The following is a 25,083-nucleotide window of genomic DNA, read 5'->3' as shown; positions in this document are numbered from 1 at the left end:
CCCCTCGAGGGGAGGGTGGCCCGAAGGCCGGGAGGGGTCCTGCGTGCAGTGCGCCGACCTCCATTCTGGTGCATGCCCTGTGAGGAAAATGATCGCAATGCCGTGGCACATGGCGCAGGTTGTAAAAGATAAGGTCGAGCAAGTCATCGGCGACCCCACCCGGCCGCTTCGCGGCCACCCTCCCCTCGAGGGGGAGGGGAACGTCGGCGCGAGGGAGAAACCATGACCCACCCCGCCGAAATCCTTGGCCTTCCCAAGCCCGCCTGGGCGGCGGACGAGGTCGGCATGCTTTACGACATGGCGCACCGCTTCATGTCGGAAGAGATCGCGCCGCGTTACGACGAGTTCGAGAAGAACGAAATGGTCGACCGCGAGAGCTGGCTGAAGGCGGGTGCTGCCGGCCTGCTGTGCGCCTCGATGCCGGAGGAATATGGCGGATCGGGCGGCACCTTCGCGCATGAGAGCGCCATTATCGAGGCGATCGGCCATGTCGGCGTCGACGGGTTCGGCATTGGCCTGCACAATTCGATCGTTGCCCCCTATATCCTCCACTACGGCTCGGAGGAGCAGAAGAAGAAGTGGCTGCCGAGGCTGGCGAGCGGCGAGCTGATCGGCGCCATCGCCATGACCGAGCCCGGTGCGGGCTCCGACCTTCAGGGCGTCAAGACGCGCGCCGAAAAGGACGGCAACCAGTACAAGCTCAACGGCTCGAAGACCTTTATCACCAACGGCCAGCTCGCCAATTTCATCATCGTCGTTGCCAAGACCGATCCTGAGAAGGGCGCCAAGGGCATCTCGCTGATCGTCGTCGAGACCGACGAGCTGGAGGGTTTCGAGCGCGGCCGCAACCTCGACAAGATCGGCCTCAAGGCCAACGACACGTCGGAACTGTTCTTCAACGACGTACGTGTGCCGACCTCGAACCTGCTCGGCAACCACGAAGGCCAGGGCTTCGTCCAGTTGATGCAACAATTGCCGCAGGAGCGGCTGCAGATCGGCACCACTGCTATTGCCATGGTCGAGCGGGCGCTGGCGCTTACCATCGACTACGTCAAGGAGCGCAAGGCCTTCGGCAAGGCCATCATCGAATTCCAGAACACCCAGTTCAAGCTTGCCGAATTGAAGACCGAGGCGACCATCGGCCGCGTCTTCTATAATGACTGCGTTGCCCGCCACGTTAACGGCGGCCTCGACCCGGTGACCGCTTCGATGGCCAAATACTGGCTGTCAGACCTGCAAGGAAAAGTCGTCGACGAATGCCTTCAATTGCATGGCGGCTATGGCTACATGAATGAATATCCGATTGCGCGCATGTTTCGCGACGCCCGCGTCCAGCGCATCTACGGCGGCACCAACGAGATCATGAAATTGCTGATCGGGCGCTCGCTCTGAGCGAGTTTCAGCAAACCCAAGGAGCAGGAAAATGGCCGAAGCTTATGTCTATGATGCCGTGCGCACGCCGCGCGGCAGGGGCAAGAAGGATGGCTCGCTGCACGAAGTGCCGGCGGTGCGGCTCGGCGCCAAGGTGCTCGAGGCCATCCGCGACCGCAACGGGCTGGACACCGGCACCGTCGACGACATCATCTTCGGTTGTGTCGATCCGGTTGGCGAGGCGGGTGCGGTCATTCCACGTGCCGCCGCTTTCGAGGCCGGCTACGACACCAAGGCGCCTGGCATGCAGATATCGCGTTTCTGCGCCTCGGGCCTCGACGCCATCAATTTCGGCGCCGCCAAGATCGCGCAGGGCGCCGACGAGGTCGTCATCGCCGGTGGCGTCGAATCGATGTCGCGCGTCGGCATGGGCGCCTCCGGCGGCGCCTGGTTCATGGACCCATCGGTCGGCCTACCCGGCTGGTTCGTGCCGCAAGGAATCTCGGCCGACCTGATCGCCACCAAATACGGCTTTTCGCGCGACGACGTCGATGCCTACGCAGTCGAAAGCCAGAAGCGTGCCGCCAAGGCGTGGGGCGAGGGCCGCTTCAAGAATTCGGTGATCTCGGTCAAGGACCAGAACGGCCTGACCATCCTCGACCATGACGAACATATGCGGCCCTCGACCGACATGCAGTCGCTTGCCGCGCTCAACCCGTCCTTCGTCATGCCCGGCGAAATGGGCGGCTTCGACGCCGTCGCCGTGCAGAAGCATCCCGAGGTGGAACAGGTCAACCACGTCCACCATGCCGGCAATTCCTCCGGCATCGTCGATGGCGCGGCGGCCGTGCTGCTCGGCTCGAAAAAGGCGGGAAAGACGCTCGGCCTCAAGCCGCGCGCACGCATCCGTGCGTTCGCCAACATCGGCTCCGAACCGGTGCTGATGCTGACCGGCCCCGTCGACGTCACCGAGAAGCTGTTGAAGCGGGCGAAGATGAAGCTGTCGGACATCGACCTGTTCGAGCTCAACGAGGCCTTCGCTTCGGTGGTGCTGCGCTATATGCAGGCTTTCGACATTCCGCATGACCGGATCAACGTCAATGGTGGGGCCATCGCCATGGGCCATCCGCTCGGCGCCACCGGTGCGATGATTTTCGGTACGGTGCTGGATGAATTGGAACGCCGCGACCTCAACACCGCGCTGGTGACGCTTTGCATCGGCGCCGGCATGGGCACTGCAACGATCATCGAACGCGTCTGACGGAGAGAGATGATGAGCTACACCAATTTCACCCTCGACATCGACGCCGACGGCATTGCGCTGGTCACCTGGGACATGCCGGACCGTTCGATGAACGTCTTCACCGAGGAGGTGATGCTCGAACTGAATACCATCGTCGACAAAGTGGCGAGCGATGCAGCGATAAAGGGCGCGGTGATCACCTCCGGCAAGGATACGTTCTCGGGCGGCGCCGACATCACCATGCTGCAGAAGATGCTGGCGACCTTCGCCGCCGACAAGGCGAAGGACCCGGAGAAGGCGACCAAGGCGCTGTTCGACAATGCGGGCACCATGAACGGCCTGTTCCGCAAGCTGGAAACGTCGGGAAAGCCATGGGTTTCGGCGATCAACGGCACATGCATGGGTGGCGCGTTCGAATTGTCGCTCGCCTGCCATGGCCGTGTCGCGGCCGATTCAGACAAAGTGAGGATGGCGCTTCCCGAAGTGAAGATCGGCATTTTTCCGGGCGCCGGCGGCACCCAGCGCGTGCCACGGCTGACCGACCAGCAGCAGGCGCTGCAAATGCTGACGTCCGGCCAGACGCTGTCGCCTCAGAAGGCCAAGTCGATGGGCCTGATCCATGAGATTGCCGAGCCGGACAAGCTGGTCGAAACCGCCAAGGCGATGATCAGGAACGGCTTGAAGCCGGTGGCGCCATGGGATGAAAAGGGCTTCAAGCTGCCCGGCGCCCCGATCTATTCGGTGGCCGGTGCCAATCTGTGGCCCCCGGCCATCGCCATTCTGCGCCGAGAGACCTATGGCAATTATCCCGCCGCTGCCGCCATCCTGAAATGCGTCTATGAGGGCCTGTTGGTGCCGTTCGACACCGCCTTGCGGATCGAGCAACGCTATTTCACCGAGATCATGCAGACAAGGGAAGCGGCAGCGATGATCCGTTCGTTGTTCGTGTCGCTCCAGGAACTGAACAAGGGCGCGCGCCGCCCGGCCGGTGTGCCGGAAACGACGTTCAAGAAGATCGGCGTACTCGGCGCCGGCTTCATGGGCGCCGGCATCGCCTATGTGACGGCCAGGGCCGGCATCCCGGTGGTGCTGCTCGACCGCGACATGGAGTCCGCCGCCAAGGGCAAAGCGCATTCCGAGACCCTTATCTCGGATCAGGTGAAGAAGGGCCGTGCCAAGCCGCAGGACAAGGATCGGTTGCTGTCGCTGATCACGCCGACGGCCGATTACGCCGATCTTGCCGGCTGTGATCTTGTGGTCGAGGCGGTGTTCGAGGATTCGGCCGTCAAGAAGGATGCCACCGAACAGGCCGAGGCTGTGCTCAAGCCGTCGGCGATCTTCGCGTCGAACACGTCGACCATCCCAATCACATCGCTGGCCAGGAATTCGGCGCGCCCGAAGAATTTCATCGGCATTCATTTCTTCTCGCCGGTCGACAAGATGATGCTGGTCGAGATCATCCTCGGCAAGAAGACCGGCGACAAGGCGCTGGCCACCGCGATCGACTTCGTCCGCGCCATCAAGAAGACGCCGATCGTCGTCAACGATACGCGCGGCTTCTATGTCAATCGCTGCGTGCTGCGCTACATGTCGGAAGCCTACAAGATGCTGATCGAAGGTGTTCCGGCGCCGATGATCGAAAACGCGGCCAAGGCCGCCGGCATGCCGGTCGGTCCTCTGGCGTTGACCGACGAGACTGCGATCGACCTTGCCCAGAAGATCATGAAGCAGACCATGCGCGACCTCGGCGACAAGGCGGTCGACCCGAAGCAGATGGCGCTGATCAACACGATGGTCGACACGCATGGTCGCTTGGGCCGCAAGAACGGCAAGGGCTTCTATGACTATCCGGCAAAACCGGCCAAGAAGAAGCTGTGGCCAGGCCTCAGGGACCTCTACCCGCAGCTGTCGCCGGAGCAGGTCGATTATGAGGAACTGAAGCAGCGGCTGCTGGTCACCATCGCGCTTGAGGCGGTACGGGTGATGGAGGAGGGCATCGTTACCGATCCGCGCGAGGCCGATGTCGGCTCGATCCTGGCCTTCGGCTTCGCGCCCTATACCGGTGGTGCACTGTCCTACATAGACGGCATCGGCGCGAAAAAATTCGCTAAGATCGCCAGAGGCCTGCAGAAGAAATACGGTGCCGAGTTCAAGGCGCCGAAGCTGCTGCTCGACATGGCCGAGAAGGGCGAGACCTTCTACGAGCGCTTCGATCCTTATACCAGAAACGAGGCCAAGGAGGCGGCGTGACGCCGTCTTCGACGGTGGACAAGATGGCGGCCAAGGGATAGAACAGGGAAGGTATTTTTTCCTGTTTCGAAGGAAGAGCAAGGTGCTCTCGCACGACCGCGTTTGGGCCGCCATCGACGCTCTTGCCGAGCGTTATTCGCTTTCGGCCTCTGGACTGGCCAGGCGCGCTGGCCTCGACTCGACCGCCTTCAACAAATCGAAGCGGCTGTCCTCAGATGGACGGCCGCGCTGGCCGTCGACCGAATCGCTGGCCAAGATCATCGAGGCGACCGGCGCCTCGCTGGATGAATTTGCGGGGCTGGTCGAGGGTCGGGGTAATTCCGACGCACTACCCGTGCAGAGATCGTCGGTGCCGCTGCTCGGCTTCGCCCAGGCGGGCGCCGGTGGCTTCTTCGACGACGCCGGGTTTCCAGCGGGGCAGGGATGGGACCTGATCGAGCTTCCGGCACGGGCAACCGAAACCTCCTATGCCTTGAAGGTCCAGGGCGATTCCATGCTGCCGCTCTATCGCAATGGCGATGTCCTGATCGTCGAGCCAGGGGCTACCATACGAAAGGGTGATCGCGTCGTCGTCAAGACCAATGCCGGCGAGGTGATGGCCAAGGTGCTCGACCGCCAGACACCGAGGTCGATCGCGCTGGTCTCCCTCAATCCCGATCACCCGGACCGCGACATCCCCATGCGCGATGTCGAATGGGTGGCGCGGATTGTCTGGGCAAGCCAGTAGGCGCGGGGCCGGTGCGTCTGTCTCACCTTGCCTTGGCTGTTCTGGCGATCCCGGCGATGGCCATGGCAATTGTCGCCGGCGGCCGCGCCGTCCAGAGCGAGAGCGGCGGCCCCTGGGAGCAAATCCAGGTCGGCGCTGAACCTCAGCCCGCCGCGCCGGCTACGTCGGCCATCCCGAAACCAGTTCCGGCCAAGCAGGCGGCGCATTCGAGGGCAATCGATCCAGAAATCGTGGTGCCGCCGCAACCGGGTTCCAACGAGCTTGAACGGATAGAGCCGCGCGCCCCGTTGAGCGATCTGGCATTGGCCGGACCGCCCAAGCCCCCAAAAACGAAAATGCCCGACGACTGGAAAGGCACGAAACTATTCCAGCCCGTCGCGTCGGCCGCCGGGGTCATCGAAGCAAACGGCTATTCGATTGCGGTTTCCGGTATCGACATCGTCAAGCAGGAGGAGACTTGCACCGACGGCGGCGAGTCGTGGAATTGCGGCATTCGGGCGCGAACGGCCTTCCGCGCCTTTCTCCGCAGTCGTACGGTGGTCTGCGCCGTGCCGCCCGAAGGCGGTCGTGATCTGATCGCCGCCGAGTGCCGGATCGGCAATCAGGATATCGGCCAATGGCTGGTCGAAAATGGCTGGGCGCGCGCCGCCAAGGGCGGCCCTTACGCAGAAGCCGGCGAGAAGGCGCGTGCAGCAAAAAAAGGCGTCTTCGGGCCGGCGCCGAGCGTTTCAGGCCTGCCGCCGCTCCCGGCTGCTGCGTCGCGATCCGCGCCTGTAGCGCCTAGCTCGATCCTGGAGGAGCAAGACGGCGTCCTCATGCCGCCAGCTGACCAGCCAGCGCCCGCTGAATGAGCTCGCGCGTTTCGGCGATGCCGTAGAGCGCAGCGAAGGAGCCGAAGCGCGGTCCGCGTTCCTGACCTATCAGCACCTGATAGATCATCTGGAAGAAGGCGACGGAGACACCGGGTCCGCCCTCCGGGCTCTGCTTGGAATGGTCCTGGTAGCGCTCGATCTTGCGCGCAACATTGAGGGCAGCGTTCTGGATTGCCTCGCTGTCGGCATCAGCCGGCAGCGCGGCGAGCGCTACCGAAAGCTTGGTCAGCGCCTCGCGCTCGACCGCGTCGGCAGCACGGTACACTTTCGCCGGCTTCACGAAATCGTCGAAATAGCGGATGGCATATTCGGCCAGCCGGTCGAGCTCGGGATGGGTTGTCGGCGTCACACCCGGCGCGTGGCGCGAAATGAAACCCCACAGCACGTCCCTGTTCTGCGCATTCGAGGCGCTGACCAGGTTGAGCAGCAGCGAGAACGGAACCGGCAGGTCGACTGCCGGGGGATTGCCGTCATGCATGTGCCAGACCGGATTGCCCAGCCGCTCCTTCCAGTCCTGCCTCTGATAGGCAGAGAGGAACGTGTAATATTCGTCTACCGCCTTCGGGATGACGTCGAAATAGAGCTTCTTCGCGGTTCGCGGGCGCTGGAACATATAAAGGCTAAGGCTCTCGGTCGGCGCGTAAGTCAGCCACTCGTCGATGGTCAGCCCATTGCCCTTCGACTTCGAGATCTTCTGGCCGTTCTCATCGAGGAACAGCTCGTAATTGAAGCCCTCCGGTGCCGGAGCATCGAGCGCGCGGCAAATCTGCCCGGCGAGCTTGACGGAATCGATCAGATCCTTGCCGGACATCTCGTAATCGACGCCGAGTGCTGCCCACCGCATCGCCCAATCTGGCTTCCATTGCAGCTTGGCATGACCGCCGGTCACCGGCGTCTCGAAGCGCTCGCCGGTGTCCGGGTCGCGCCACACGATGGTGCCGGCGTCGAGCTTGCGCTCGTCGATCGCGACTTGCATGACGATGCCGGTCTTGGGATGGATCGGCAGGAAGGGCGAATAGCTCAGCGCCCGCTCCTCGCGCAGCGACGGCAGCATAATTGCCATCACCTTATCGAAGCGCTCGAGCATCTTGAGCAGCGTCGCGTCGAAGCGGCCGGAAGTATAATAGTCGGTCGAGGAAGCGAATTCGTAATCGAAGCCGAAACGGTCGAGGAAAGTGCGCAGCCGTGCGTTATTGGCGGCGCCGAAGGACGGATACTCATTGGAGAACGGGTCCGGTATCCTGGTCAGCGGCTTGCCGAGATAGGCGCGCAGCATGTCCTTGTTAGGCACATTGTCCGGCACCTTGCGCAATCCGTCCATGTCGTCGGAGAAGCACAGCAGCCGCGTCTTGACCTTGTCTTCAGTCAGTACGCGGAAGGCGTGGCGCACCATAGATGTGCGCGCCACCTCGCCGAACGTGCCGATGTGCGGCAGGCCGGACGGGCCGTAGCCGGTCTCGAACAGCACCGTTTCCGGGTAGCCGCTGCTCGCGTAGCGGGCGACGATCTTTTTCGCTTCCTCGAATGGCCACGCCTTGCTTTCGGCGGCGGCGGCGAGGACTTCCGGGCTGAGATCGATCGGCTGTTGTTCGGCCATGATGCTATTCCTGCAACTTTGCCAGCATCCATGCCGGCAGCCGCATGCTCTAGACCATGATCCCGAAAAGTGGAACCCGGTTTTCGGGCAGGACCGTGATCAGGCAAGAAGCCCCCGTCCCGATAGTCAGGATGGATCAACTTCCAAGGCGTGATCGGAGCGCCAACGATCGCGGCTGTTTTTCCTTGCGGCGCCGGTCCCTCGTTCCTAACTTCGGGACCATCTCAAGGAGTTGTAAATGCCATTGTCGCCACACGAAGCCATGATCTACCTGATGGTCATCACCTCGGCGTCAGACCGCGACATGACCGACGTCGAACTGGCGCGGATCGGCGACGTCGTTCGATCCTGGCCGGTGTTTGAGGATTTCAACCAGGAGCGGCTGGTCGAGGTCGCCCAGGCCTGCCAGAAAATGCTGCATGAAAAGGATGGGCTGGAGGGCGTCCTGGCGCGCGTCGCCGAGGCGCTGCCCGAACGCCTGCGTGACACCGCCTATGCCGCCGCCTTCGAGGTCGCAGCTGTCGATCTCGAAATGCGCCTGGAGGAGGTACGCGTTCTGCAGCTCGTCCGCCGGGAACTCGACCTCGATGCGCTGACGGTCGCCGCCATTGCGCGAGCCGCCAAGGCCCGCCTTCGCACACTGACCTGAGCCGGCGGCCAAGCTCAGAAAAAACTGACGGGAAAATAGCGCAGATAGAACTCGGCGAACGTGCCTTTCACCGAGATTTCCTGCAGCGCGTAGTCGAAAGCGGCGGCCAGTGCCGGATCGTCGGCCCTGGTGGCGATTGCCATGCCTGAGCCGAGATATTCGGGCGCCAGATAGGGGCCGCCGGCAAAGCGGCAGCAGCCCGCTGCATCCGAACCGCCGAGCCAGAAGGCGAAACGCATGCCGTCGCCGAAGGCGGCGTCGATCTTGCCGGCTTTCAGCTCGCCATAAAGCTCCTCCGGCTTTGCGAACGGGACGATTTGGACGTCGCCGAAATAATCGCGCAGCACCCGCTCGTGCGCGGAGCCGGCGATCACGCCGACACGCTTGCTGCGCAGCTTGTCGAACATTGGTTCGGTCAGCGCCTGTGTCTTCAGCATGATGAAGCGGGCCGGAAATTGCAGGTAGGAGCGTGAAAATGCGTATTTCGACCGCGACTCCGGCGTCGCGGCGATGCCGGCAATGATCGCTTCGCCCTCGCCTTTCCCGAGCGCACCTTCGAGCTCGGCCCAGGGCAGCGCCTGGATCTGGCATTTTTCGGCAACGCCGAGCTCGGCGCAGATGGCGCGCGCCAGGTCGACATGGAAGCCCGACAGCCGGCCTGCCCCATCGAGGAAATTGAACGGCGGGAAATCCGTGGTGGTCAGGAATCGCAGCCGCGGCAGCATCGAAAGGTCCGGCTTTGGCAGCCGCTCCTTGGCGTCCCAGAACACGGGCACCTGCGGCTCCGCGGCGAGCGCAGCAGCCGCAAGCGATTGCGCTCCGATCAATATCGAGATCAATGAAATGGATATGCGCCGAAACGCCACGCGACGACTCCGTTCGGTCTTGCCCCGGCTTTCGTACGAAATAACACAGGTTTTTGTACGAAAAAAACACAGGTGCGACGGTTTTTGGTTTCATCATTGCAATTTAGGGATATTGTTTAGTGAGTTTGCAAGTGACTGCGTGATGCCGGCTGAAGAGGAGCAGTAGGACGCACGGGGGAGGCAGCTTTGCAGTCCGGGGTTGATGGCGTGGTGCGGGTTGATCACTGCCATTGGCCTCAAGAGCGGAAGGCAACATGGGGTAGATGTTGCGATGGGTCATTTCGATCGTACGCTGGAGTTGATAGATCAGTTGCAGCACGCCGGCACAGCCGCCGCCGTCTGCGAAAAGCTGTTGGGGGTAACAAGCGGGTTCGGGCTGACGGCGCTGATGGCCGGGACGGTTCCGCAACCTGGCACGCCGAGAAACCAGCAAAAGGACCATGTGCTGCTCTGCGACTGGCCGGCTGAATGGCTTGAGCGCTACGTCGCGCGCAACTACGTCGATCACGACCCCGTCGTCAGCCACATGAAGCAGCTTCAAGCGCCATTCCAGTGGCGGGAAGCATCTCAGGGCATCCGCATCGGCAAGAGCGGCGGCGAGGTGATGGGCGATGCCGGGGAATTCAAGCTGCGCGACGGGTTGGCCTTCCCGCTAATCACGCTCGATGGCCAGATCGTCATGGTGTCGCTAGGCGGCGAGGCTGTCGAATTGTCGAGCGCCGAGTTCGGGTTGGTGTCGCTGGTCTCGACTTATGCGATTGGCCGCGCAATGCAGCTCCACACCATGGCGGGCAAAACCATCGATCATGTCGAATTAACGCCGCGTGAGCGCGAATGCCTGCAATGGGCTGCTGTTGGCAAGTCCGAATGGGAGATTTCACAAATTCTCGGCATTTCGGAACACACGTCAGAGAAACACCTTCTTAACGCCAAAAGCAAACTCGGTGCCGTCAACCGGGTCCAGGCCGTCGCGGAAGCGATAAGGCGCGGCTATATTAACTAGGTCGGCCGCGCCGGCCTAGAAATTCTTGCTTGCGTGATCGCGTAATTTTTTTGGGAAAGCACGGCCGTATCTTCCTATTGAAACTAGGAGACGGCAAATGCTTTTTTCCCTCACAACCCAGGAATTGATGGAACGGCCCGACCTCTGGGAGGCAGTTCATCGTTTGCGTTACAGAGTTTTCGTCGAAGAGATGGGATGGACCGATCTGCAGCGCCCTGATGGCCTCGAGATCGATCAATTCGACCACGACGAGGCAGTGCACCAGATCGTCATCCGCAATGGCGAGCTCGCCGGTTATCAGCGGATGTTACCGACAACCCGGGCCCATCTTCTAACCGATGTGCTGGCGGACCTTTATGAGGGAACCCCACCGTCGGGCCCGAATGTCTATGAACTGACCCGCTATGCGGTTGCGCCGGGATTCCGCGACGGTCGGCGCGGCGTGTCGACGGTCGGCACCGAGCTGATCGCCGGCTTCGTCGAGTGGGGTCTGAAGCGCAACGTCAACCAGGTGATCATCGAATTCGAGCCGATGTGGGTGCTTCGCGCGCTGCAGCTGCATTTCCTGGCAACGCCGCTCGGTTACCAGCGTACCTATGGCAACCAGCAGGTGGTTGCCACACTGCTCACCTTCAACGAGCACACGCTCGACGTGGTGCGTTCGCGCCGCAACCACTTTGCGCCGGTGCTGGCCAGAGGGTACCCGGACATGCTCGGACAGAGACGCGCCTCGTGAGATTGGAGAGAGGCCATGAACGTTCACTCAAAAGCAGAATTCCGCAATCACACGCTGATCGTCACGGTATCGTCGGGTGACGGCCGCCCGGTGCTGGACAGGCGGGCCTATGAAAGCCTGGCCAGGACATTCCACGAAGCCGCTGTCGACGACGACGTCCGCGTAGTGGTCCTGCGCGGCTTGGCCGGGTGCTTCTGCCTCGGTGCCGATTTCTCCGAATTTCTCGACGCCACCAAACATCGGCGACTGATCGCCGCCGTCACCGATATGTTCCGCACGCTGGCGACGTTTCCGAAACCGGTCCTTGCCTGTGTCGACGGCGACGCCGTCGGCGTCGGTTGCACCATCCTGTTCCACTGCGACATGGTGATCGCCTCGAGCAAGAGCACGTTTCGGGTGCCGTTCGTCGATTTCGGCCTGGTGCCGGACGCGGCGACCAGCATTCTGGCGCCGCAGAAGCTCGGCTATGCCGGGGCGTTCCGCTTCTTCTGCCTGGGCGACACGCTCGCCGCCGAAGATGCCAGGGCACTGGGCCTTGTCGGCGAGATCGTGACGGACGGCAGCGTCGAGGAAGCCACGTTGGCAAGAGCCAGGCAACTCGCCAAGAAGCCTGTCGCGGCGCTGCTACAGACGCGCGACCTGCTTAGGGGCGACACCGGCGCGCTCTGCGACCGCATCGATCAGGAGATCTCGCTTTTCCAGCAGGCGCTGCAGGACGACACCACGCTGAAGCGACTGCAGCGGATTGCCCGGCTGGCGGCATGAGAGCCGCGTATCGATGAGGTGAGCTTATTTTTCGAGGAAAGTCGGCCCTTCGCCGATGATCTTCTTGTCCTCCTTGCCGATGACGTCGAGGTCGCGGCCGTCATAGGGAAGCGAAAGGAGAATGCGCTGCATGACGGCCAGCCGCGCGCGCCGTTTGTCGTTCGCCCGCACAATGATCCAGGGCGCGAACTCCTTGTGCGTGCGCTCGACCATCAGGTCGCGCGCTTTGGTGTATTCGTCCCATTTGGTGATGCCGGCGATGTCGATTGGCGAAAACTTCCAGCTCTTCAGCGGGCTCCAGCGGCGGTCGTGGAATCGCTCGAGCTGCGTTTCCCGGCCGATGTTCAGCCAGAATTTGAAGAAATGTATGCCCTCGTTGCGAATCATCCGCTCGAAATGCGGAACCTCGTCCAGAAATTGCTCGTGCTGCTCGGGCGTGCAGAATCCCATCACCGGTTCAACGCCGGCGCGGTTATACCAGGAGCGGTCGAAGGTGACGAATTCGCCCGACGTCGGGAAGTGGTCGACGTAGCGCTGGAAGTACCATTGTCCAAGCTCGGTGGGCGTTGGCTTGGTCAGCGCCACGTTGCGCGCCGTGCGAGGGTTCAGATACTGGCGCAAAACGAAGATCGTGCCGCCCTTGCCGGCAGCGTCGCGCCCCTCGAACAGCGACATTACCCGCTTGCCCGTCGACTGCAGCCACGCCTGCGCCTTGACCAGCTCGATCTGCAGCTTCTCTAGCCTCTCGTCATACTCCTCGCTCTTCATCTTCTTGTCGTAAGGGTAACCGCCGGCAGTGAGCTTGCGGTCCTCGACCCAGTCGGGAAGCGCGGGGGCCTCGATGTCGAACGCCCTCTCCTTGCCGCCGATCATGATCTTCAGCGGCCCCGATGAGGGTGCGGCGGGGCTTTCCTTGGCGTTTTTCATCGAGGCGAACCTTTCCAGCTTCCGGACTCGTGCTATTGGGAGCCTTACTGCATCGGCCCGAAAATCGGAATCGATTTTCGGAAAGAACGATGCAGCAGATAAAGAGGTAGAGCGTCCTTTGTGCGCCCAATTGGACGCACTGCGCTCTAGCGCCGGTCCAGCAAGAAGTTCTTGAAGTGGCCGCAGACGGAGCGCAAATGGCCGACATCGGCACAGAGCGGAGAGGCAGGGCGCAAACCGTCGCCATGCGGCTGTGGAACAGCCGCTGGCTGCTGGCGGCCGGTCTCGTTGCGGTTCTGATGGTCTATGGTTTTGCCGGCATGTCTGGCTATGTGGTGCTGCTGGCTGGCGCCGTGCTGGTTGCCGCTGCGATGCTGCCGGCCGGCATCGCCCGCCAATCGACCGAAAATGCCGCGGCCATCGAGTCGGGCGTGCAACAACTTTCCGGCGAATATCTCGCGGCGGCGGTTGCCGATCCGCTGATCATTTTCGATCGCTCCGCCGCCATCGTCCACGCCAACGCCGCTGCCTTTGCCGCCTTCGGTGGGATTGCCCCCGGCATGTCGCTGTCGCTGAAATTCCGCGCGCCGGAAATGCAGGCCTTGCTGGATAGCATCTTGGCGGGCAACGTCGCTTCGGACAGCGTCGACTACATAGAAAAGCTGCCGGTCGAACGAGCCTATCGGGTGAGCGCGTCTTCAGTCGGCCATGCCACGGATCTCTACGTGCTGGTGTTCAAGGACCAGAGTGAGGCGCGCCGGATCGACAGAATGCGTGCCGACTTCATTGCCAATGCCAGCCACGAGCTGCGCACGCCTCTCGCCTCGATCGCCGGCTTCATCGAGACGCTGCGCGGGCCGGCCCGCAACGACCCCGCGGCGCGCGAGCAGTTCCTGCAGATCATGCAGAACCAGACCAGCCGCATGGCGCGCCTCATCGACGACCTTCTGTCGCTGTCGCGCCTGGAGATGAAGCCCTATCTCAAGCCGGGAACCGAGGTCGACCTGCGCCAGGCCATCGACAGCGTCATCGATTCGCTTGGGCCGCTCGCAAAGGAAAACGGCGTCGTCATCGAGCGTGATTTCGCGGAAGGGCCGCTCGACGTGCCCGGCGATCGGGACGAGCTTTTCCAGGTCTTCGAAAACCTGCTGGAAAACGCCTGCAAATATGGTCAGTCGGGCGGACGTGTCGTGGTGTCGATCATACGCAGCGACAGCGATCCCGAACCGGGCATCGACGTCACCATCAGGGATTTCGGCCCCGGCATCCCCGAAGAGCACATCCCGCGCATCACCGAGCGCTTCTACCGCGTCGACGTCGAGAACAGCCGAACCCAGAAGGGCACCGGCCTTGGCCTGTCCATCGTCAAGCATATCCTGACCCGCCACAACGCCAGACTCTCCATCAGGTCGGAGGTCGGCAAGGGTGCGGCGTTCACGGTCCATTTGCCGGCTCGCTAACGTAGTACTATCTCTAGCACATAATGGGCCGTTTCTTTTTTCTGTCATCCGGCTAGCGTATCAGCGGGGATTCGAGGGAACGACTCAACCACGAGATCCCGGGAAGGCATTTCGTCCATGCAGTCCGTGCATATCGTCAGCGCCTATGACGAGGAGCTGAAATATCTGTCGAAGCGCATCGCTGCGATGGGCGGGCATGCCGAGCGCATGGTCGAGCAGGCGGTCGCGGCGCTGGTCAATGCGGATCCGGGGCTTGCCCAGAAAGTCATTCGGGACGACCTAGTTCTGGATGAGGGACAGCGCGAGATCGACGACAAGGCGATCATCATCATCGCCAAACGCCAGCCGATGGCGACGGATCTGCGCGAGATCGTCGGCGCGATCCGCATCTCGGCTGACCTCGAACGGGTAGGCGACCTCGGCAAGAACGTCGCCAAGCGGGTGGTTGCCGTCGCAGACGGGCGCCAGCCGAACAGCCTGTTCCGCGGCCTCGAGGCTTTGGCCAATCTGGCACTGACCCAGCTCAAGGAAGTACTCGACGTCTATGCGTCGCGGTCGGTGGAGAAAATCGGTTTCGTGCGCGACCGCGACGACCAGATCGACGCCATGTACACCTCTCTGTTTCGCGAATTGCTGACCTACATGATGGAAGACCCACGCAACATCACGCCCTGCACACATCTCCTGTTTTGCGCCAAGAACATCGAGCGCATCGGCGACCACGCCACCAACATCGCCGAGACGATCTACTATATCGTCACCGGCGACCAGATGCCGGCCGATCGTCCGAAGGGCGATAAGACGGACAAGATTATTCTTCCCGCAACCCAACCAGCGAAGTGAGTTCTCTCAGCACTGATGCGAATTTCGGATTCGCCACCCGACAGAAAATTGCGCTAAGCTTTCGACGCGCCGACTTCTCAGTTCCGCGATGAAGGCCCCGCCTTCAGGAGGCTGCGATGGAATATGTCCGCGAGTTTGCTCCTGCGCCGCCGATGTCGGGTATAATCGCTTGCGGCGTCTATACGGCTGGGCGGCGCATCGCCGACATTCCGATCGAGGAAGCCGGCGAATGGGCCGGGAAGCCGGGCCACGTGGTCTGGATCGGACTGCTGGAGCCCGACCGCAATTTGTTGCTGCGCGTCCAGGCGCAATTCCATCTGCATGAGCTGGCGATCGAGGACGCCGAGCATCCGCACCAGCGACCGAAGATCGAGCAATATGGTGATGCCCTGTTCATCGTTGCCCGCACGGCGCAGCTGATCGACAGCCGCGTCACCTTCGGCGAGACGCATCTGTTCGTCGGCGCGGGCTACATCGTCAGCGTCAGGCATGGCCCGTCGACCTCCTACGCCGCCGTTCGCCAGCATTGGGAAAGCTGCCCGCATTCCCTTGCCAAGGGCGAGGATTTCGTCCTCTACGCCATTCTCGATTTCATCGTCGACAACTATATGCCGGTGCTTGAGCAGATCGAAAACGAGGTCGAGGCGATCGAGGACAAGGTTCTGCTGAAACCGATGACCGGCTCCGATATCGAGCGGCTTTACATGCTGCGCCGCGATCTCTTGCGCCTGCGTAATGCGGCCCTGCCGCTGGTGGAGGTCTGCCGGCGGCTCACCAGCGCCGATCTGCCGCAAATCCACACAGCCATGCACCCGCTGTTTCGCGACGTCACCGACCACATCCGCACTGTCCAGGAAAAGATCGACAGCCTGCGTGAGGTTCTCGCCTTCGCCTTCGAGGCGAGCCTTCTGGTCGGTCAAAGCCAGGAGACGGCGATCTCCAAGAAGCTTGCCTCATGGGCCGCAATCTTGGCCGTGCCGACGGCATTCGCCGGCATTTACGGCATGAATTTCAGCGACATGCCGGAACTGAGGATGGAATATGGCTACCCGGCCGTCCTGGCGGCAATTGCCCTGATCTGCACGTTTCTTTACTGGCGGTTTCGCAAGAATGGGTGGCTATGAAGTGGGTGAATGATCAATAGTGAATAGGGCTAGGCAAGAGCCTTGCTTTCTTACTCCAAGCTCAGCCCGCCACCATTCACCATTCACCTGCTCCGCCGCCGCTCCGATGCCGGCTGGAACGCCACGCGGGCGTGGTACTTGCAGTAGGGGCCGGTTTCGGCGGCGTCGTTGCCGCAGAAATGGAAGTCTTCCGAAAGCGGATCGCCGTTCGGCCATTTGCAAGTGCGCTCGTTGAGTTCGACAAGTTGCAGATGCCGCGAGATCGGCACGACGACGTTCTCGACCGGGCGGATATAGTGGCGCGCCACCGGTTCGGCATCGAACTGCGCCTTGAGCGCGGTCGCACCGATCGACATCGAGGTGGTGGCATGGCGCGTGGCGCTTGCTGCCCGGGACACCGATTTCTGGATCGTCGATCCCTGCACCGTCTTCTTCTGGCGTGCCGGTGAGGCGGTCGTGCGTCCGCGACCGGACAGTTTCAGCCGGTGCACTTTGCCGATGACCGCATTGCGGCTGACCCCGCCAAGCTGTGCGGCGATCTGGCTGGCGCTGAGGCCCTCCGACCACAATTTTCTGAGAAGTTCGACTCGCTCGTCAGTCCAGTTCATGAGACCGCGCTCCTGCTGAAACGTGCGGCAATCGGAATCCATTCCCGACCCGGCTTCTGCCGGGCAGACACCACATATATCGGGTGATTAGGTCCGCCGCACGAAATCTAGTTATTTCTCTACTACAATTACCTTATGCGCTGACTCGGTGACAAGAGTCCCAAGGCCAACACGAATCGGTTTTTTCGGTTTTCCCCAACTTGCCCGGTCGCTTATGAGCCGGCGTTATGCTGGGGACTTGCCGCGCGACCTTTTCGTTGACTTCACGGCCGAAAAACAGGATAAGCCACAAGGGCCGCCGCTTTGGCGGCTTTTTGATTTTTCCGGTTCCGGAGACGCATATAATGAGCGGTTCGGCGCTTTTCGAGACCTTTGTTCGCGCACCCCTGGCTTTCGACCACGGTGAAGGCACCTGGCTGGTCACCGACAAGGGCGAGCGATATCTCGATTTCGCCGGCGGCATCGCCGTGAATTCGTTGGGCTACAGCCATCCGCATCTGGTCGCGGCCCTCACCGAGCAGGCCGCCAAGCTCTGGCACGTCTCTAATCTGTACGAGATTCCGGGACAGAGCCGGCTCGGCGAGCGGCTGGCCGACGCAAGCTTTGCCGACAAGGTGTTCTTCACCAATTCCGGCGCAGAGGCGCTCGAATGCGCCATCAAGACGGCGCGGCGCTACCACTTCGTCAAGGGCCATCCCGAGCGCTACCGCACAATCACCTTCGAAGGCGCCTTCCACGGCCGCACCCTGGCGACCATCGCCGCCGGCGGCCAGTACAAGTATCTGGAAGGTTTCGGCCCCAAGGTCGACGGCTTCGACCAGGTCGGTTTCGACGATGTGGATGCCACCGAGAAGGCGATCACGCCTGAAACCGCGGCGATCCTGATCGAGCCGGTGCAAGGCGAGGGCGGCATCAGGCAAGTGCCGACGCAATCGCTGAAGCGGCTCAGGCAGCTCTGCGATCAGCACGGACTGCTCCTGATTTTCGACGAGGTCCAATGCGGCGTCGGCCGCACCGGAAAGCTGTTCGCGCATGAGTGGGCGGGTGTCACCCCCGACCTCATGGCGGTGGCCAAAGGCATCGGCGGCGGCTTCCCGATGGGTGCCTGCCTCGCCACCGACGAGGCAGCGGTCGGCATGACCGCCGGCGTGCACGGCACCACCTTCGGCGGCAATCCGCTGGCAATGGCGGTCGGCAACGCCGTGCTCGACGTGGTACTGGAAGACGGCTTTCTCGAAGACGTCCAGCGCAAGGCACTGCTGTTGAAGCAGGGGCTCGCCGGTGTCGCCGACGAATTTCCGGATGTTATCGAAAGCATCAGGGGCACCGGCCTGATGCTCGGGCTTAAATGCGCGATGCCCAACACCAAGGTCACGGTGGCACTGCGTGACCAGCATCTCTTGACGGTTCCGGCCGGCGACAACGTTATCCGCCTGCTGCCGCCTCTCACCGTCACCGACGCCGAGATCCACGAAGCGCTCGAGCGCATTCGTGCCGGCGCCAAGAGCCTGGCAGATGCCATCGTCGCTGCCGCTGCGAAGTAATCCTGGAATTCCTGATGTCCCTTCGCCATTTCACCGATCTTTCCGCCGTTTCCGAAGGCGATCTGCGCTTCATGCTCGACGACGCAGCGGTGCGAAAGGCAAGGCTCAAGGCCGGCGAACGCAGCAAGCCGCTCGAAGGCAAGGTGCTGGCGATGATCTTCGACAAGCCGTCGACGCGCACGCGCGTGTCGTTCGACGTCGGTATGCGGCAATTGGGTGGCGAGACGATCATGCTGACCGGCACCGAGATGCAGCTTGGCCGCTCGGAGACCATTGCCGACACGGCCAAGGTGCTGTCGCGCTACGTCGATGCCATCATGATCCGCACCACCTCGCATGACCGGCTGCTGGAACTAATGGAAAACGCTACGGTCCCCGTCATTAACGGGCTGACCGACGAGACCCATCCCTGCCAGCTGATGGCCGACATCATGACCTTCGAAGAGCACCGCGGTCCGGTGGCCGGTAAAACGATCGCTTGGACCGGCGACGGCAACAACGTGCTGCATTCGCTGCTGGAGGCATCCGCGCGGTTCCATTTCAAGCTGAATGTCGCCGTGCCCGAGGGCAGCGAACCGGCCCAGAAGCATGTCGACTGGTCGAAAGCCAATGGCGGCAAGCTGAAATTCACCCGTTCGCCCGAGGAGGCCGTTCACGAGGCCGACTGCATCGTCACCGACTGCTGGGTGTCGATGGGCCAGGAGCACCGTGCCCGCGGCCACAATGTCTTCCTGCCCTATCAGGTCAATGCGGCACTGATGGCGAAAGCCAAGCCGGATGCGCTGTTCATGCACTGTCTGCCGGCGCATCGCGGTGAGGAGGTTACCGACGAGGTCATCGACGGACCGCATTCGGTGGTGTTCGATGAGGCCGAGAACCGGCTCCATGCCCAGAAGGCAGTCCTGGCCTGGTGCCTGGGCGTTTGATACGAGCCGCGGTGATCCGCGCCGGCCTGATCTGCGCCGCCTTGATCTGGGCCGCCTTGATCCGGGAGTTGGTGGTGCCTATCTCAGGCGCATCACGCAAATCGAGCGCGTCTCGTCGCATGCGCCCCGGAGGGCGGCATCGCCGCGCCCCGGAGCTTTGTCATGTTGGAAACTCATCAATTGGCTGAACATAAACCCAAGCTCGGCGAATTCGGCTACGCCGGCGACGACCATGTCGTGCCGTTCGAGGTCGGCCCGCTCGACGTGCGCGGTCGCACCGTCCAGCTCGGGCCGATGCTCGATGCTATTCTCAGCCGCCACGACTATCCCGAGCCGGTCGCCCGGCTCCTGGCTGAAGCCTGTGTGTTGACAGTATTGCTCGGAACTTCGCTGAAGTTCGAGGGCAAGTTCATTCTGCAGACCCGCACCGACGGGCCGGTCGACATGCTGGTCGCGGATTTCTCCACGCCGCACGCGCTGCGCGCTTATGCCCGCTTCGATGCCGACCGGCTGCAGGCTTTGACTTCTGCCGGCGAGACGTCACCGCAGACGCTGCTCGGCAGCGGCGTCCTGGCGCTGACCATCGACCAGGGCGCTCACACACAACGCTACCAGGGCATCGTCCAACTCGACGGCGTCACACTGGAAGATGCCGCACGCACTTATTTCCGCCAGTCGGAGCAGATTCCGACCGACCTCCGGCTTTCGGTTGCCAAGCTTCTGACGCCCGGCGTCGGCGGTGCCCGCGAACAATGGCGGGCCGGTGGCCTGCTGGCACAATTCCTGCCGCAGTCGGCGGAGCGCATGCGCGTACCCGACCTTCCAGGTGGCGACGGCGATCCGCGTGAGGAAATCCACGACCCGACCGACAATTCCTGGCAGGAGCTGCTGGCGCTGCTTGGTACTGTTGAACCGACCGAGCTGATCGATCCGACGATCGGCGCCGAACGGCTGCTTTACCGGCTTTTCCACGAGCATGGCGTCCGCGTGTTCGGCGGGGTGCCGGTCGCCGACCAGTGCTCATGCTCGAGGGAGAAGATCCACGGCATCCTTGAAGGCTTTTCCGCCGAGGAGATCAGGGACAGCACCGAGGATGGCAGCATTCACGTCGCCTGCGAATTCTGCTCGAAGCAATATGACTTCGACCCGGCGGAGTTTGCAGCGGCCGGATGACGGCCGTCAATTGACGGTGCGCCGCATTCCCGGCAAGTCGAGCGAGAAGGCGGGGATGGCGACGTCGAACGTCTCGCCCCGCCTGTTGCGCATGGTGTAGTGCCCGACCATGATGCCGGATGGCGTCGAGAGCGGGCATCCAGACGTATACTGATAGCTGTCGCCGGGGTTGAGTCCGGGTTGCTCGCCGACGACCCCGGGGCCGCGCACTTCCTCGACCTTGCCGGTGCCGTCGGTAATGTGCCAGTAGCGCGACAGAAGCTGCACGAACTCATCCGACTGATTGTCGATGGTCACCTGATATCCCCAGACATAGCGGTTTTGCGGCGGGTCGGAGTGATCCTCCAGATAGAACGGCCTGACCTGCACTTCGATGTTGCGGGTGACGGCGCTGTACATAAACTGCTCCAAAGCAATGTAGATGGAACTTTCGACGCTCAGCGCAGTTTGATCAACGATGCGCGTCATCTCCTTGCCCGACTCGAGCGCAGGTGCCGAAAAACAATGTCATTTAAGTGACACATGACAATGATGGTGTGCAGGCTTGTGCCGGGCGACTCAGCGTTCTGTCGAATTGTTGAAAACGGCCGTCATGCGGCCGGCACTTCTGGAGTGACCAGATCTCGATGGAACCGACATTCGCAGCCGCTCTCCTTTCCATAGCCCTCCTTCTTTCAAATCTCGCCAGCATCCTGTTAGCTTCGCTGAAGCTGAAGCGACCAGCCAGGATCGCACCGCCCGCCAACGCGCCGCCGGTATCGATCGTCATCCCGGCACGCGGCGTCGAGCCGTTTGCCGAAGAGACGCTGGAGCGCGCCTTCTCACTCGACTGGCCGCGCTACGAACTCATCTTCTGCGTTGCCCATGCCGACGACCCGGTGGTCAAGCCGATCACCGCCGCAATGGCGCGCTTTCCAGCTATTCGCGCCCGCCTTCTAGTCGGTGACGACCGCATCAGCGGCAATCCAAAACTCAACAATTGCGTGAAGGGTTGGGAAGCGGCGCATTATCGCTGGGTCATCCTTGCCGATTCCAATGTGCTTATGCCGAGCCACTACGTCCAGCAGCTGATGGCGGCATGGCGGCATGGCACTGGCCTCGTCTGCTCGACGCCGATCGGCTCACGGCCGGACAGTTTCTGGGGGGAGGTCGAATGCGCCTTTCTCAACACGCTGCAGGCACGCTGGCAGTACGCTGGAGAGGCGCTCGGCCTCGGCTTCGCGCAGGGCAAGAGCATGTTGTGGAACAAGCCGATGCTCGACGCCAATGGCGGCATCCGCGCGCTTGCCGCCGAGATCGCCGAGGACGCCGCCGCGACCAAGCTGGTCAACGGGCTCGGACTGCGGGTCAATCTTGTCGCCTCGCCCTTCGAACAGCCGCTCGGCCGGCGCACGCTTGGCGAGATCTGGTCGCGGCAGGCGCGCTGGGCGCGGCTGCGCCGCGTCACCTTCGCGCTGTTCTTCGCCCCCGAGATCCTGATCGGCGCGGCGCCGCCGCTGGTGCTTGCGCTGATCGCGGCGGCGGACGCCGGCGGCAGCCTGCCGGCAACCGCCATCGCCGTGCTGGTCGCGGCCTACCTGCCGGAATGCGCCTTGGCCTCGGCCAAGGGATGGCAGCTGTCGCCGCGCACGATCCCGGCGATGATGGCGCGAGACCTGATGCTTCCCGCCATTTGGGCGCGCGGATGGCTGAGCGGCGCCGTCGACTGGCGCGGCAACGTGATGACTATCCAGACAAAGACCGTCGCGGAGCTGGAAGAGACCCCGTCCGGCGCCTGATCGGCGCGTCCCCGCTCGCCTCTGTTCGGCCAGCCCTTATCCGGCAACTCTCAGTGCCTGCTCGATGTCTTCGAGCAGGTCGTCGGCGTCCTCAAGGCCAACTGACAGCCTGAGTGTTCCCGGTCCGATGCCGAGCTCGGCGCGGGCCTCATCGGTCAAGTTCTTGTGCGTCGTCGTCGCCGGATGGGTGATCAGGCTCTTGGCGTCGCCGAGATTGTTGGAAATGAGCACGACGTCGAGTGCGTTCTGGAAGGCAAAGGCCGCCTGCTTGCCGCCCTTCACATCGAGGCAGATCAGCGTCGAGCCACCCGACATCTGCTTCTTGACCACGGCCGCTTGCGGGTGGTCGGCACGGCCAGGATAGATGACACGGGCGATTTGCGGGCGCTCGGCCAGGAAATCCGCGATGCGGCCGGCACTTTCCGTCTGCTGGCGTACGCGTAGCGGCAGCGTCTCCAGGCCTTTCAGCAGCGTCCAGGCATTGAAGGGCGAGAGGCTTGGGCCGGTGTGGCGGAAATAGTCATGCAGGTTCTCGTCGATCCATTTCTTGTCCGACAGAACGATGCCGCCAAGACAGCGCCCCTGGCCGTCAATATGCTTCGTGGCCGAATAGACGACGATGTGGGCGCCGAGCTGCAGGGGTTTCTGCTGCAAGGGCGTGGCGAACACATTATCGACGATCAGCCTGGCGCCGATCGAATTGGCAAGTGCCGCGACGGCGGCAATGTCGATCACTTCCAGCGTAGGATTGGTCGGGCTTTCCAGGAAGAACAGTTTGGTGTTCGGCTTGACCGCCTTTTCCCAATTGGCGATGTCGGTGCCGTCGACCAGCGTTGCCTCAATGCCGTATTTCGGCGCCAGCGTCTCGACCACCCAGCGGCAGGAGCCGAACAGCGCGCGCGCCGCCACGATATGGTCGCCCGCCTTGGCGCTGCACAGCAGTGCTGCCGTCACCGCCGCCATGCCGGATGCCGTGGCGCGCGCGTCTTCGGCTCCTTCCAGCGCGCACATGCGTTTTTCAAACATGTCGACCGTCGGATTGGCATAGCGCGAATAGATGAAGCCCGGCTCCTCGCCCTTGAAGCGGGCCTCCGCCGCTTGCGCCGTCTCGTAGACATAGCCTTGGGTGAGATACATCGCCTCGGAGGTCTCGCCGAAGCCGGAACGCAGCGTTCCGGCATGCACGAGTGCGGTCTGAGGCTTCCAGTCGCGCTTCTTGGTCATCATTCCATCCAAACACCAAAATTGGTCCAAACAACAAAAAACCGGTCGCGAAAGTCGCAACCGGTCCATATGGCCTTGCGGCCCGACGGTCCTTTAGCGACTTGTTTAACGTGGCTGCAAGCCGACCGGCCAAATCACCACGGGATAACGAGCTTTAGACCCGCGCCACGCTTGCGTCAATTGCCGGCATGATTAAGAGGGTTGTACCAAGCAGGTGCCAAACGCGTCCACGGTCGGACCTGCGACAGAACAAGACCTCGCCCGGCGTTCGAACGGAGCCAGACTTGCGGCAGACAGGCATTCTTCCCGATCAGGATATTTCCGCGCTGTTCCAGACGGGCGCGCTGAAATCGCCGCGCACGCTCGATGCCGATCAGATCCAGCCGGCCAGCCTTGACCTCAGGCTCGGCGACAAGGCCTGGCGGGTGCGTGCTTCCTTCTTGCCCGGCCCGGACCACAGGGTTGCCGACAAGCTCGACCGGCTGAAGCTGCACGAGATCAACCTCGCCGAAGGTGCCGTGCTGGAAACCGGCTGCGTCTACATCGTGCCGCTGCTCGAAAGCCTGGCGCTGCCCGCCCATATTTCCGCCTCCGCCAACCCGAAAAGCTCGACCGGACGGCTCGATATCTTCACTCGGGTAATGACCGACCGCGGCCACGAGTTCGACAAGATCGCCGCCGGCTATGAAGGCCCGCTCTACCTGGAGGTCAGCCCGCGCACTTTCCCGATCGTCGTGCGGACCGGCTCGCGGCTGTCGCAGATCAGGTTCCGCACCGGCAATGCGCTCTTGTCGGAAAACGAGCTGCACGAGTTGCACCGCGCCGAAATGTTGGTCGCCACCGAACCACCCAACATCTCAGGCGGGGGCATCGCGCTATCGATCGATCTCGACGGAGACAAGGACGGGCTGGTCGGCTATCGCGGCAAGCACCACACCGGCCTGGTCGACGTCGACAAGCGCGCCGCGCAGGATGTCGTCGATTTCTGGGAGCCGCTCTACAAGAGCGGTGCCGGCGAGCTGGTGCTCGATCCGGACGAATTCTATATTCTGGTGTCGCGCGAGGCGGTGCATGTGCCGCCGCTCTACGCGGCCGAGATGACGCCCTTCGATCCGCTGGTCGGCGAGTTCCGCGTCCATTATGCCGGTTTCTTCGACCCGGGTTTCGGCCATTCGGCGTCGGGCGGCACCGGCAGCCGGGCGGTGCTCGAGGTACGCAGCCACGAAGTGCCGTTCATCCTCGACCACGGCCAGATCGTCGGACGGTTGGTCTATGAGCACATGCTGAAACGGCCGCGGGCGCTCTACGGCACTGATCTCGGCTCGAATTATCAGGCACAGGGCCTGAAACTGTCCAAGCATTTCCGCGCCGCGCGCTGACCTTCCTCTCACTTGCGG

The 25,083-nt window shown here is 62.5% G+C and carries 23 protein-coding genes and 1 riboswitch; of the genes, 17 read left to right on the top strand and 6 right to left on the bottom strand.

Features of this window, described 5'->3' with window-relative positions; all coding sequences use genetic code 11:
• The first annotated feature begins 222 nt into the window (after positions 1-222).
• From NKI72_RS09660 to NKI72_RS09640, 5 genes are all read left to right on the top strand, one after another.
• Positions 223-1,392: an acyl-CoA dehydrogenase family protein gene (locus NKI72_RS09660; protein WP_352830484.1), complete on the top strand. Its 1,170-nt coding sequence runs from the start codon at positions 223-225 to the stop codon at positions 1,390-1,392.
• Positions 1,393-1,423: 31 nt separating this feature from the next.
• On the top strand, positions 1,424-2,632 hold the full coding sequence (locus NKI72_RS09655) for an acetyl-CoA C-acetyltransferase (RefSeq protein WP_352541294.1): 1,209 nt from the start codon (positions 1,424-1,426) through the stop codon (positions 2,630-2,632).
• A gap of 12 nt (positions 2,633-2,644) precedes the next feature.
• Entirely contained in the window at positions 2,645-4,864 is a 2,220-nt protein-coding gene (locus tag NKI72_RS09650; RefSeq protein WP_352850088.1) for a 3-hydroxyacyl-CoA dehydrogenase NAD-binding domain-containing protein, read from the top strand.
• Between the two features lie 82 nt (positions 4,865-4,946).
• Entirely contained in the window at positions 4,947-5,591 is a 645-nt protein-coding gene (locus NKI72_RS09645) for a S24 family peptidase (protein WP_352448637.1), read from the top strand.
• An 11-nt stretch (positions 5,592-5,602) separates the two neighbouring features.
• A complete protein-coding gene (locus tag NKI72_RS09640; protein ID WP_352850086.1) occupies positions 5,603-6,442 on the top strand; it encodes a thermonuclease family protein in 840 nt (279 codons plus the stop codon).
• Here the strand turns inward: NKI72_RS09640 and NKI72_RS09635 are convergent.
• Complete coding sequence (locus NKI72_RS09635; RefSeq protein ID WP_352850085.1) at positions 6,405-8,060, bottom strand: lysine--tRNA ligase; 1,656 nt, start codon at positions 8,058-8,060, stop codon at positions 6,405-6,407. The genes NKI72_RS09640 and NKI72_RS09635 overlap by 38 nt on opposite strands.
• Before the next feature lie 238 nt (positions 8,061-8,298).
• Between NKI72_RS09635 and NKI72_RS09630 the strand changes: the two genes are divergently transcribed.
• Positions 8,299-8,709, top strand: a complete 411-nt coding sequence (locus tag NKI72_RS09630) for a tellurite resistance TerB family protein (protein WP_023677339.1) — start codon at positions 8,299-8,301, stop codon at positions 8,707-8,709.
• Between the two features lie 14 nt (positions 8,710-8,723).
• Here NKI72_RS09630 and NKI72_RS09625 read toward each other — a convergent pair whose 3' ends face one another.
• On the bottom strand, positions 8,724-9,575 hold the full coding sequence (locus tag NKI72_RS09625) for an ABC transporter substrate-binding protein (RefSeq protein ID WP_352501702.1): 852 nt from the start codon (positions 9,573-9,575) through the stop codon (positions 8,724-8,726).
• Positions 9,576-9,846: 271 nt separating this feature from the next.
• Between NKI72_RS09625 and NKI72_RS09620 the strand changes: the two genes are divergently transcribed.
• From NKI72_RS09620 to NKI72_RS09610, 3 genes are all read left to right on the top strand, one after another.
• Positions 9,847-10,578 (top strand): helix-turn-helix transcriptional regulator, encoded by a 732-nt coding sequence (locus NKI72_RS09620; RefSeq protein ID WP_023677341.1) that lies wholly within the window; start codon positions 9,847-9,849, stop codon positions 10,576-10,578.
• Between the two features lie 97 nt (positions 10,579-10,675).
• Complete coding sequence (locus tag NKI72_RS09615; RefSeq protein ID WP_023677342.1) at positions 10,676-11,314, top strand: acyl-homoserine-lactone synthase; 639 nt, start codon at positions 10,676-10,678, stop codon at positions 11,312-11,314.
• Positions 11,315-11,329: 15 nt separating this feature from the next.
• Complete coding sequence (locus NKI72_RS09610) at positions 11,330-12,079, top strand: enoyl-CoA hydratase-related protein (protein WP_023677343.1); 750 nt, start codon at positions 11,330-11,332, stop codon at positions 12,077-12,079.
• A gap of 24 nt (positions 12,080-12,103) precedes the next feature.
• Here the strand turns inward: NKI72_RS09610 and ppk2 are convergent, their stop codons facing one another.
• The gene (ppk2, locus tag NKI72_RS09605) at positions 12,104-13,006 is read right to left on the bottom strand and encodes a polyphosphate kinase 2 (protein WP_352541301.1); all 903 of its coding nucleotides are present in this window, start codon (positions 13,004-13,006) and stop codon (positions 12,104-12,106) included.
• Positions 13,007-13,203: 197 nt separating this feature from the next.
• On the opposite strand from ppk2, the gene NKI72_RS09600 reads away from it, so the two are divergent.
• The 3 genes from NKI72_RS09600 (at position 13,204) to NKI72_RS09590 (ending at position 16,433) form a co-directional block, all read left to right on the top strand.
• Positions 13,204-14,466: a sensor histidine kinase gene (locus NKI72_RS09600; RefSeq protein WP_352685727.1), complete on the top strand. Its 1,263-nt coding sequence runs from the start codon at positions 13,204-13,206 to the stop codon at positions 14,464-14,466.
• 117 nt (positions 14,467-14,583) lie between these two features.
• The gene (gene phoU / locus NKI72_RS09595) at positions 14,584-15,309 is read left to right on the top strand and encodes a phosphate signaling complex protein PhoU (RefSeq protein ID WP_023677346.1); all 726 of its coding nucleotides are present in this window, start codon (positions 14,584-14,586) and stop codon (positions 15,307-15,309) included.
• Positions 15,310-15,425: 116 nt separating this feature from the next.
• Positions 15,426-16,433 carry a magnesium and cobalt transport protein CorA gene (locus NKI72_RS09590; protein ID WP_023677347.1) on the top strand — a complete coding sequence of 336 codons (1,008 nt, stop codon included), beginning with the start codon at positions 15,426-15,428 and terminating at the stop codon, positions 16,431-16,433.
• 83 nt (positions 16,434-16,516) lie between these two features.
• Here the strand turns inward: NKI72_RS09590 and NKI72_RS09585 are convergent, their stop codons facing one another.
• On the bottom strand, positions 16,517-17,041 hold the full coding sequence (locus NKI72_RS09585; RefSeq protein WP_023677348.1) for a GcrA family cell cycle regulator: 525 nt from the start codon (positions 17,039-17,041) through the stop codon (positions 16,517-16,519).
• Positions 17,042-17,385: 344 nt separating this feature from the next.
• On the opposite strand from NKI72_RS09585, the gene NKI72_RS09580 reads away from it, so the two are divergent.
• The 3 genes from NKI72_RS09580 (at position 17,386) to NKI72_RS09570 (ending at position 20,684) form a co-directional block, all read left to right on the top strand.
• Positions 17,386-18,585, top strand: a complete 1,200-nt coding sequence (locus NKI72_RS09580; protein ID WP_352470110.1) for an aspartate aminotransferase family protein — start codon at positions 17,386-17,388, stop codon at positions 18,583-18,585.
• A gap of 14 nt (positions 18,586-18,599) precedes the next feature.
• Positions 18,600-19,511, top strand: a complete 912-nt coding sequence (gene argF, locus NKI72_RS09575) for an ornithine carbamoyltransferase (protein ID WP_352541304.1) — start codon at positions 18,600-18,602, stop codon at positions 19,509-19,511.
• A gap of 162 nt (positions 19,512-19,673) precedes the next feature.
• On the top strand, positions 19,674-20,684 hold the full coding sequence (locus NKI72_RS09570; RefSeq protein ID WP_352470113.1) for an Hsp33 family molecular chaperone: 1,011 nt from the start codon (positions 19,674-19,676) through the stop codon (positions 20,682-20,684).
• A gap of 6 nt (positions 20,685-20,690) precedes the next feature.
• On the opposite strand, the gene apaG is transcribed toward NKI72_RS09570, so the two are convergent.
• Entirely contained in the window at positions 20,691-21,083 is a 393-nt protein-coding gene (gene apaG, locus NKI72_RS09565; RefSeq protein WP_352470114.1) for a Co2+/Mg2+ efflux facilitator ApaG/CorD, read from the bottom strand.
• A gap of 227 nt (positions 21,084-21,310) precedes the next feature.
• Here apaG and NKI72_RS09560 point away from each other — a divergent pair, with 227 nt between their 5' ends.
• Positions 21,311-22,462: a ceramide glucosyltransferase gene (locus NKI72_RS09560; protein ID WP_352850084.1), complete on the top strand. Its 1,152-nt coding sequence runs from the start codon at positions 21,311-21,313 to the stop codon at positions 22,460-22,462.
• A 36-nt stretch (positions 22,463-22,498) separates the two neighbouring features.
• Here the strand turns inward: NKI72_RS09560 and NKI72_RS09555 are convergent, their stop codons facing one another.
• Entirely contained in the window at positions 22,499-23,689 is a 1,191-nt protein-coding gene (locus NKI72_RS09555; RefSeq protein ID WP_031211967.1) for an O-succinylhomoserine sulfhydrylase, read from the bottom strand.
• A gap of 70 nt (positions 23,690-23,759) precedes the next feature.
• Positions 23,760-23,837: riboswitch (SAM riboswitch) on the bottom strand.
• Positions 23,838-23,970: 133 nt separating this feature from the next.
• Between NKI72_RS09555 and NKI72_RS09550 the strand changes: the two genes are divergently transcribed.
• Positions 23,971-25,065: a 2'-deoxycytidine 5'-triphosphate deaminase gene (locus NKI72_RS09550; protein WP_352470117.1), complete on the top strand. Its 1,095-nt coding sequence runs from the start codon at positions 23,971-23,973 to the stop codon at positions 25,063-25,065.
• Positions 25,066-25,083 lie beyond the last annotated feature (18 nt).

The organism is Mesorhizobium sp. M0437 (genome assembly GCF_040321335.1).
GTDB lineage: Bacteria > Pseudomonadota > Alphaproteobacteria > Rhizobiales > Rhizobiaceae > Mesorhizobium.
Note: the sequence above shows the minus strand (reverse complement) of the source record. Positions and strands in the feature narration are given on the sequence as shown.

Coding starts and splice junctions, on each gene's coding strand:
- NKI72_RS09590 (WP_023677347.1), top strand. CDS start 15,426: ATGGAATATGTCCGCGAGTTTGCTCCTGCGCCGCCGATGTCGGGTATA.
- NKI72_RS09585 (WP_023677348.1), bottom strand. CDS start 17,041: ATGAACTGGACTGACGAGCGAGTCGAACTTCTCAGAAAATTGTGGTCG.
- NKI72_RS09635 (WP_352850085.1), bottom strand. CDS start 8,060: ATGGCCGAACAACAGCCGATCGATCTCAGCCCGGAAGTCCTCGCCGCC.
- NKI72_RS09660 (WP_352830484.1), top strand. CDS start 223: ATGACCCACCCCGCCGAAATCCTTGGCCTTCCCAAGCCCGCCTGGGCG.
- NKI72_RS09650 (WP_352850088.1), top strand. CDS start 2,645: ATGAGCTACACCAATTTCACCCTCGACATCGACGCCGACGGCATTGCG.
- argF (WP_352541304.1), top strand. CDS start 18,600: ATGTCCCTTCGCCATTTCACCGATCTTTCCGCCGTTTCCGAAGGCGAT.
- NKI72_RS09580 (WP_352470110.1), top strand. CDS start 17,386: ATGAGCGGTTCGGCGCTTTTCGAGACCTTTGTTCGCGCACCCCTGGCT.
- ppk2 (WP_352541301.1), bottom strand. CDS start 13,006: ATGAAAAACGCCAAGGAAAGCCCCGCCGCACCCTCATCGGGGCCGCTG.
- NKI72_RS09600 (WP_352685727.1), top strand. CDS start 13,204: ATGGCCGACATCGGCACAGAGCGGAGAGGCAGGGCGCAAACCGTCGCC.
- NKI72_RS09570 (WP_352470113.1), top strand. CDS start 19,674: ATGTTGGAAACTCATCAATTGGCTGAACATAAACCCAAGCTCGGCGAA.
- NKI72_RS09615 (WP_023677342.1), top strand. CDS start 10,676: ATGCTTTTTTCCCTCACAACCCAGGAATTGATGGAACGGCCCGACCTC.
- NKI72_RS09555 (WP_031211967.1), bottom strand. CDS start 23,689: ATGATGACCAAGAAGCGCGACTGGAAGCCTCAGACCGCACTCGTGCAT.
- apaG (WP_352470114.1), bottom strand. CDS start 21,083: ATGTACAGCGCCGTCACCCGCAACATCGAAGTGCAGGTCAGGCCGTTC.
- NKI72_RS09560 (WP_352850084.1), top strand. CDS start 21,311: ATGGAACCGACATTCGCAGCCGCTCTCCTTTCCATAGCCCTCCTTCTT.
- NKI72_RS09630 (WP_023677339.1), top strand. CDS start 8,299: ATGCCATTGTCGCCACACGAAGCCATGATCTACCTGATGGTCATCACC.
- NKI72_RS09620 (WP_023677341.1), top strand. CDS start 9,847: ATGGGTCATTTCGATCGTACGCTGGAGTTGATAGATCAGTTGCAGCAC.
- NKI72_RS09655 (WP_352541294.1), top strand. CDS start 1,424: ATGGCCGAAGCTTATGTCTATGATGCCGTGCGCACGCCGCGCGGCAGG.
- NKI72_RS09610 (WP_023677343.1), top strand. CDS start 11,330: ATGAACGTTCACTCAAAAGCAGAATTCCGCAATCACACGCTGATCGTC.
- phoU (WP_023677346.1), top strand. CDS start 14,584: ATGCAGTCCGTGCATATCGTCAGCGCCTATGACGAGGAGCTGAAATAT.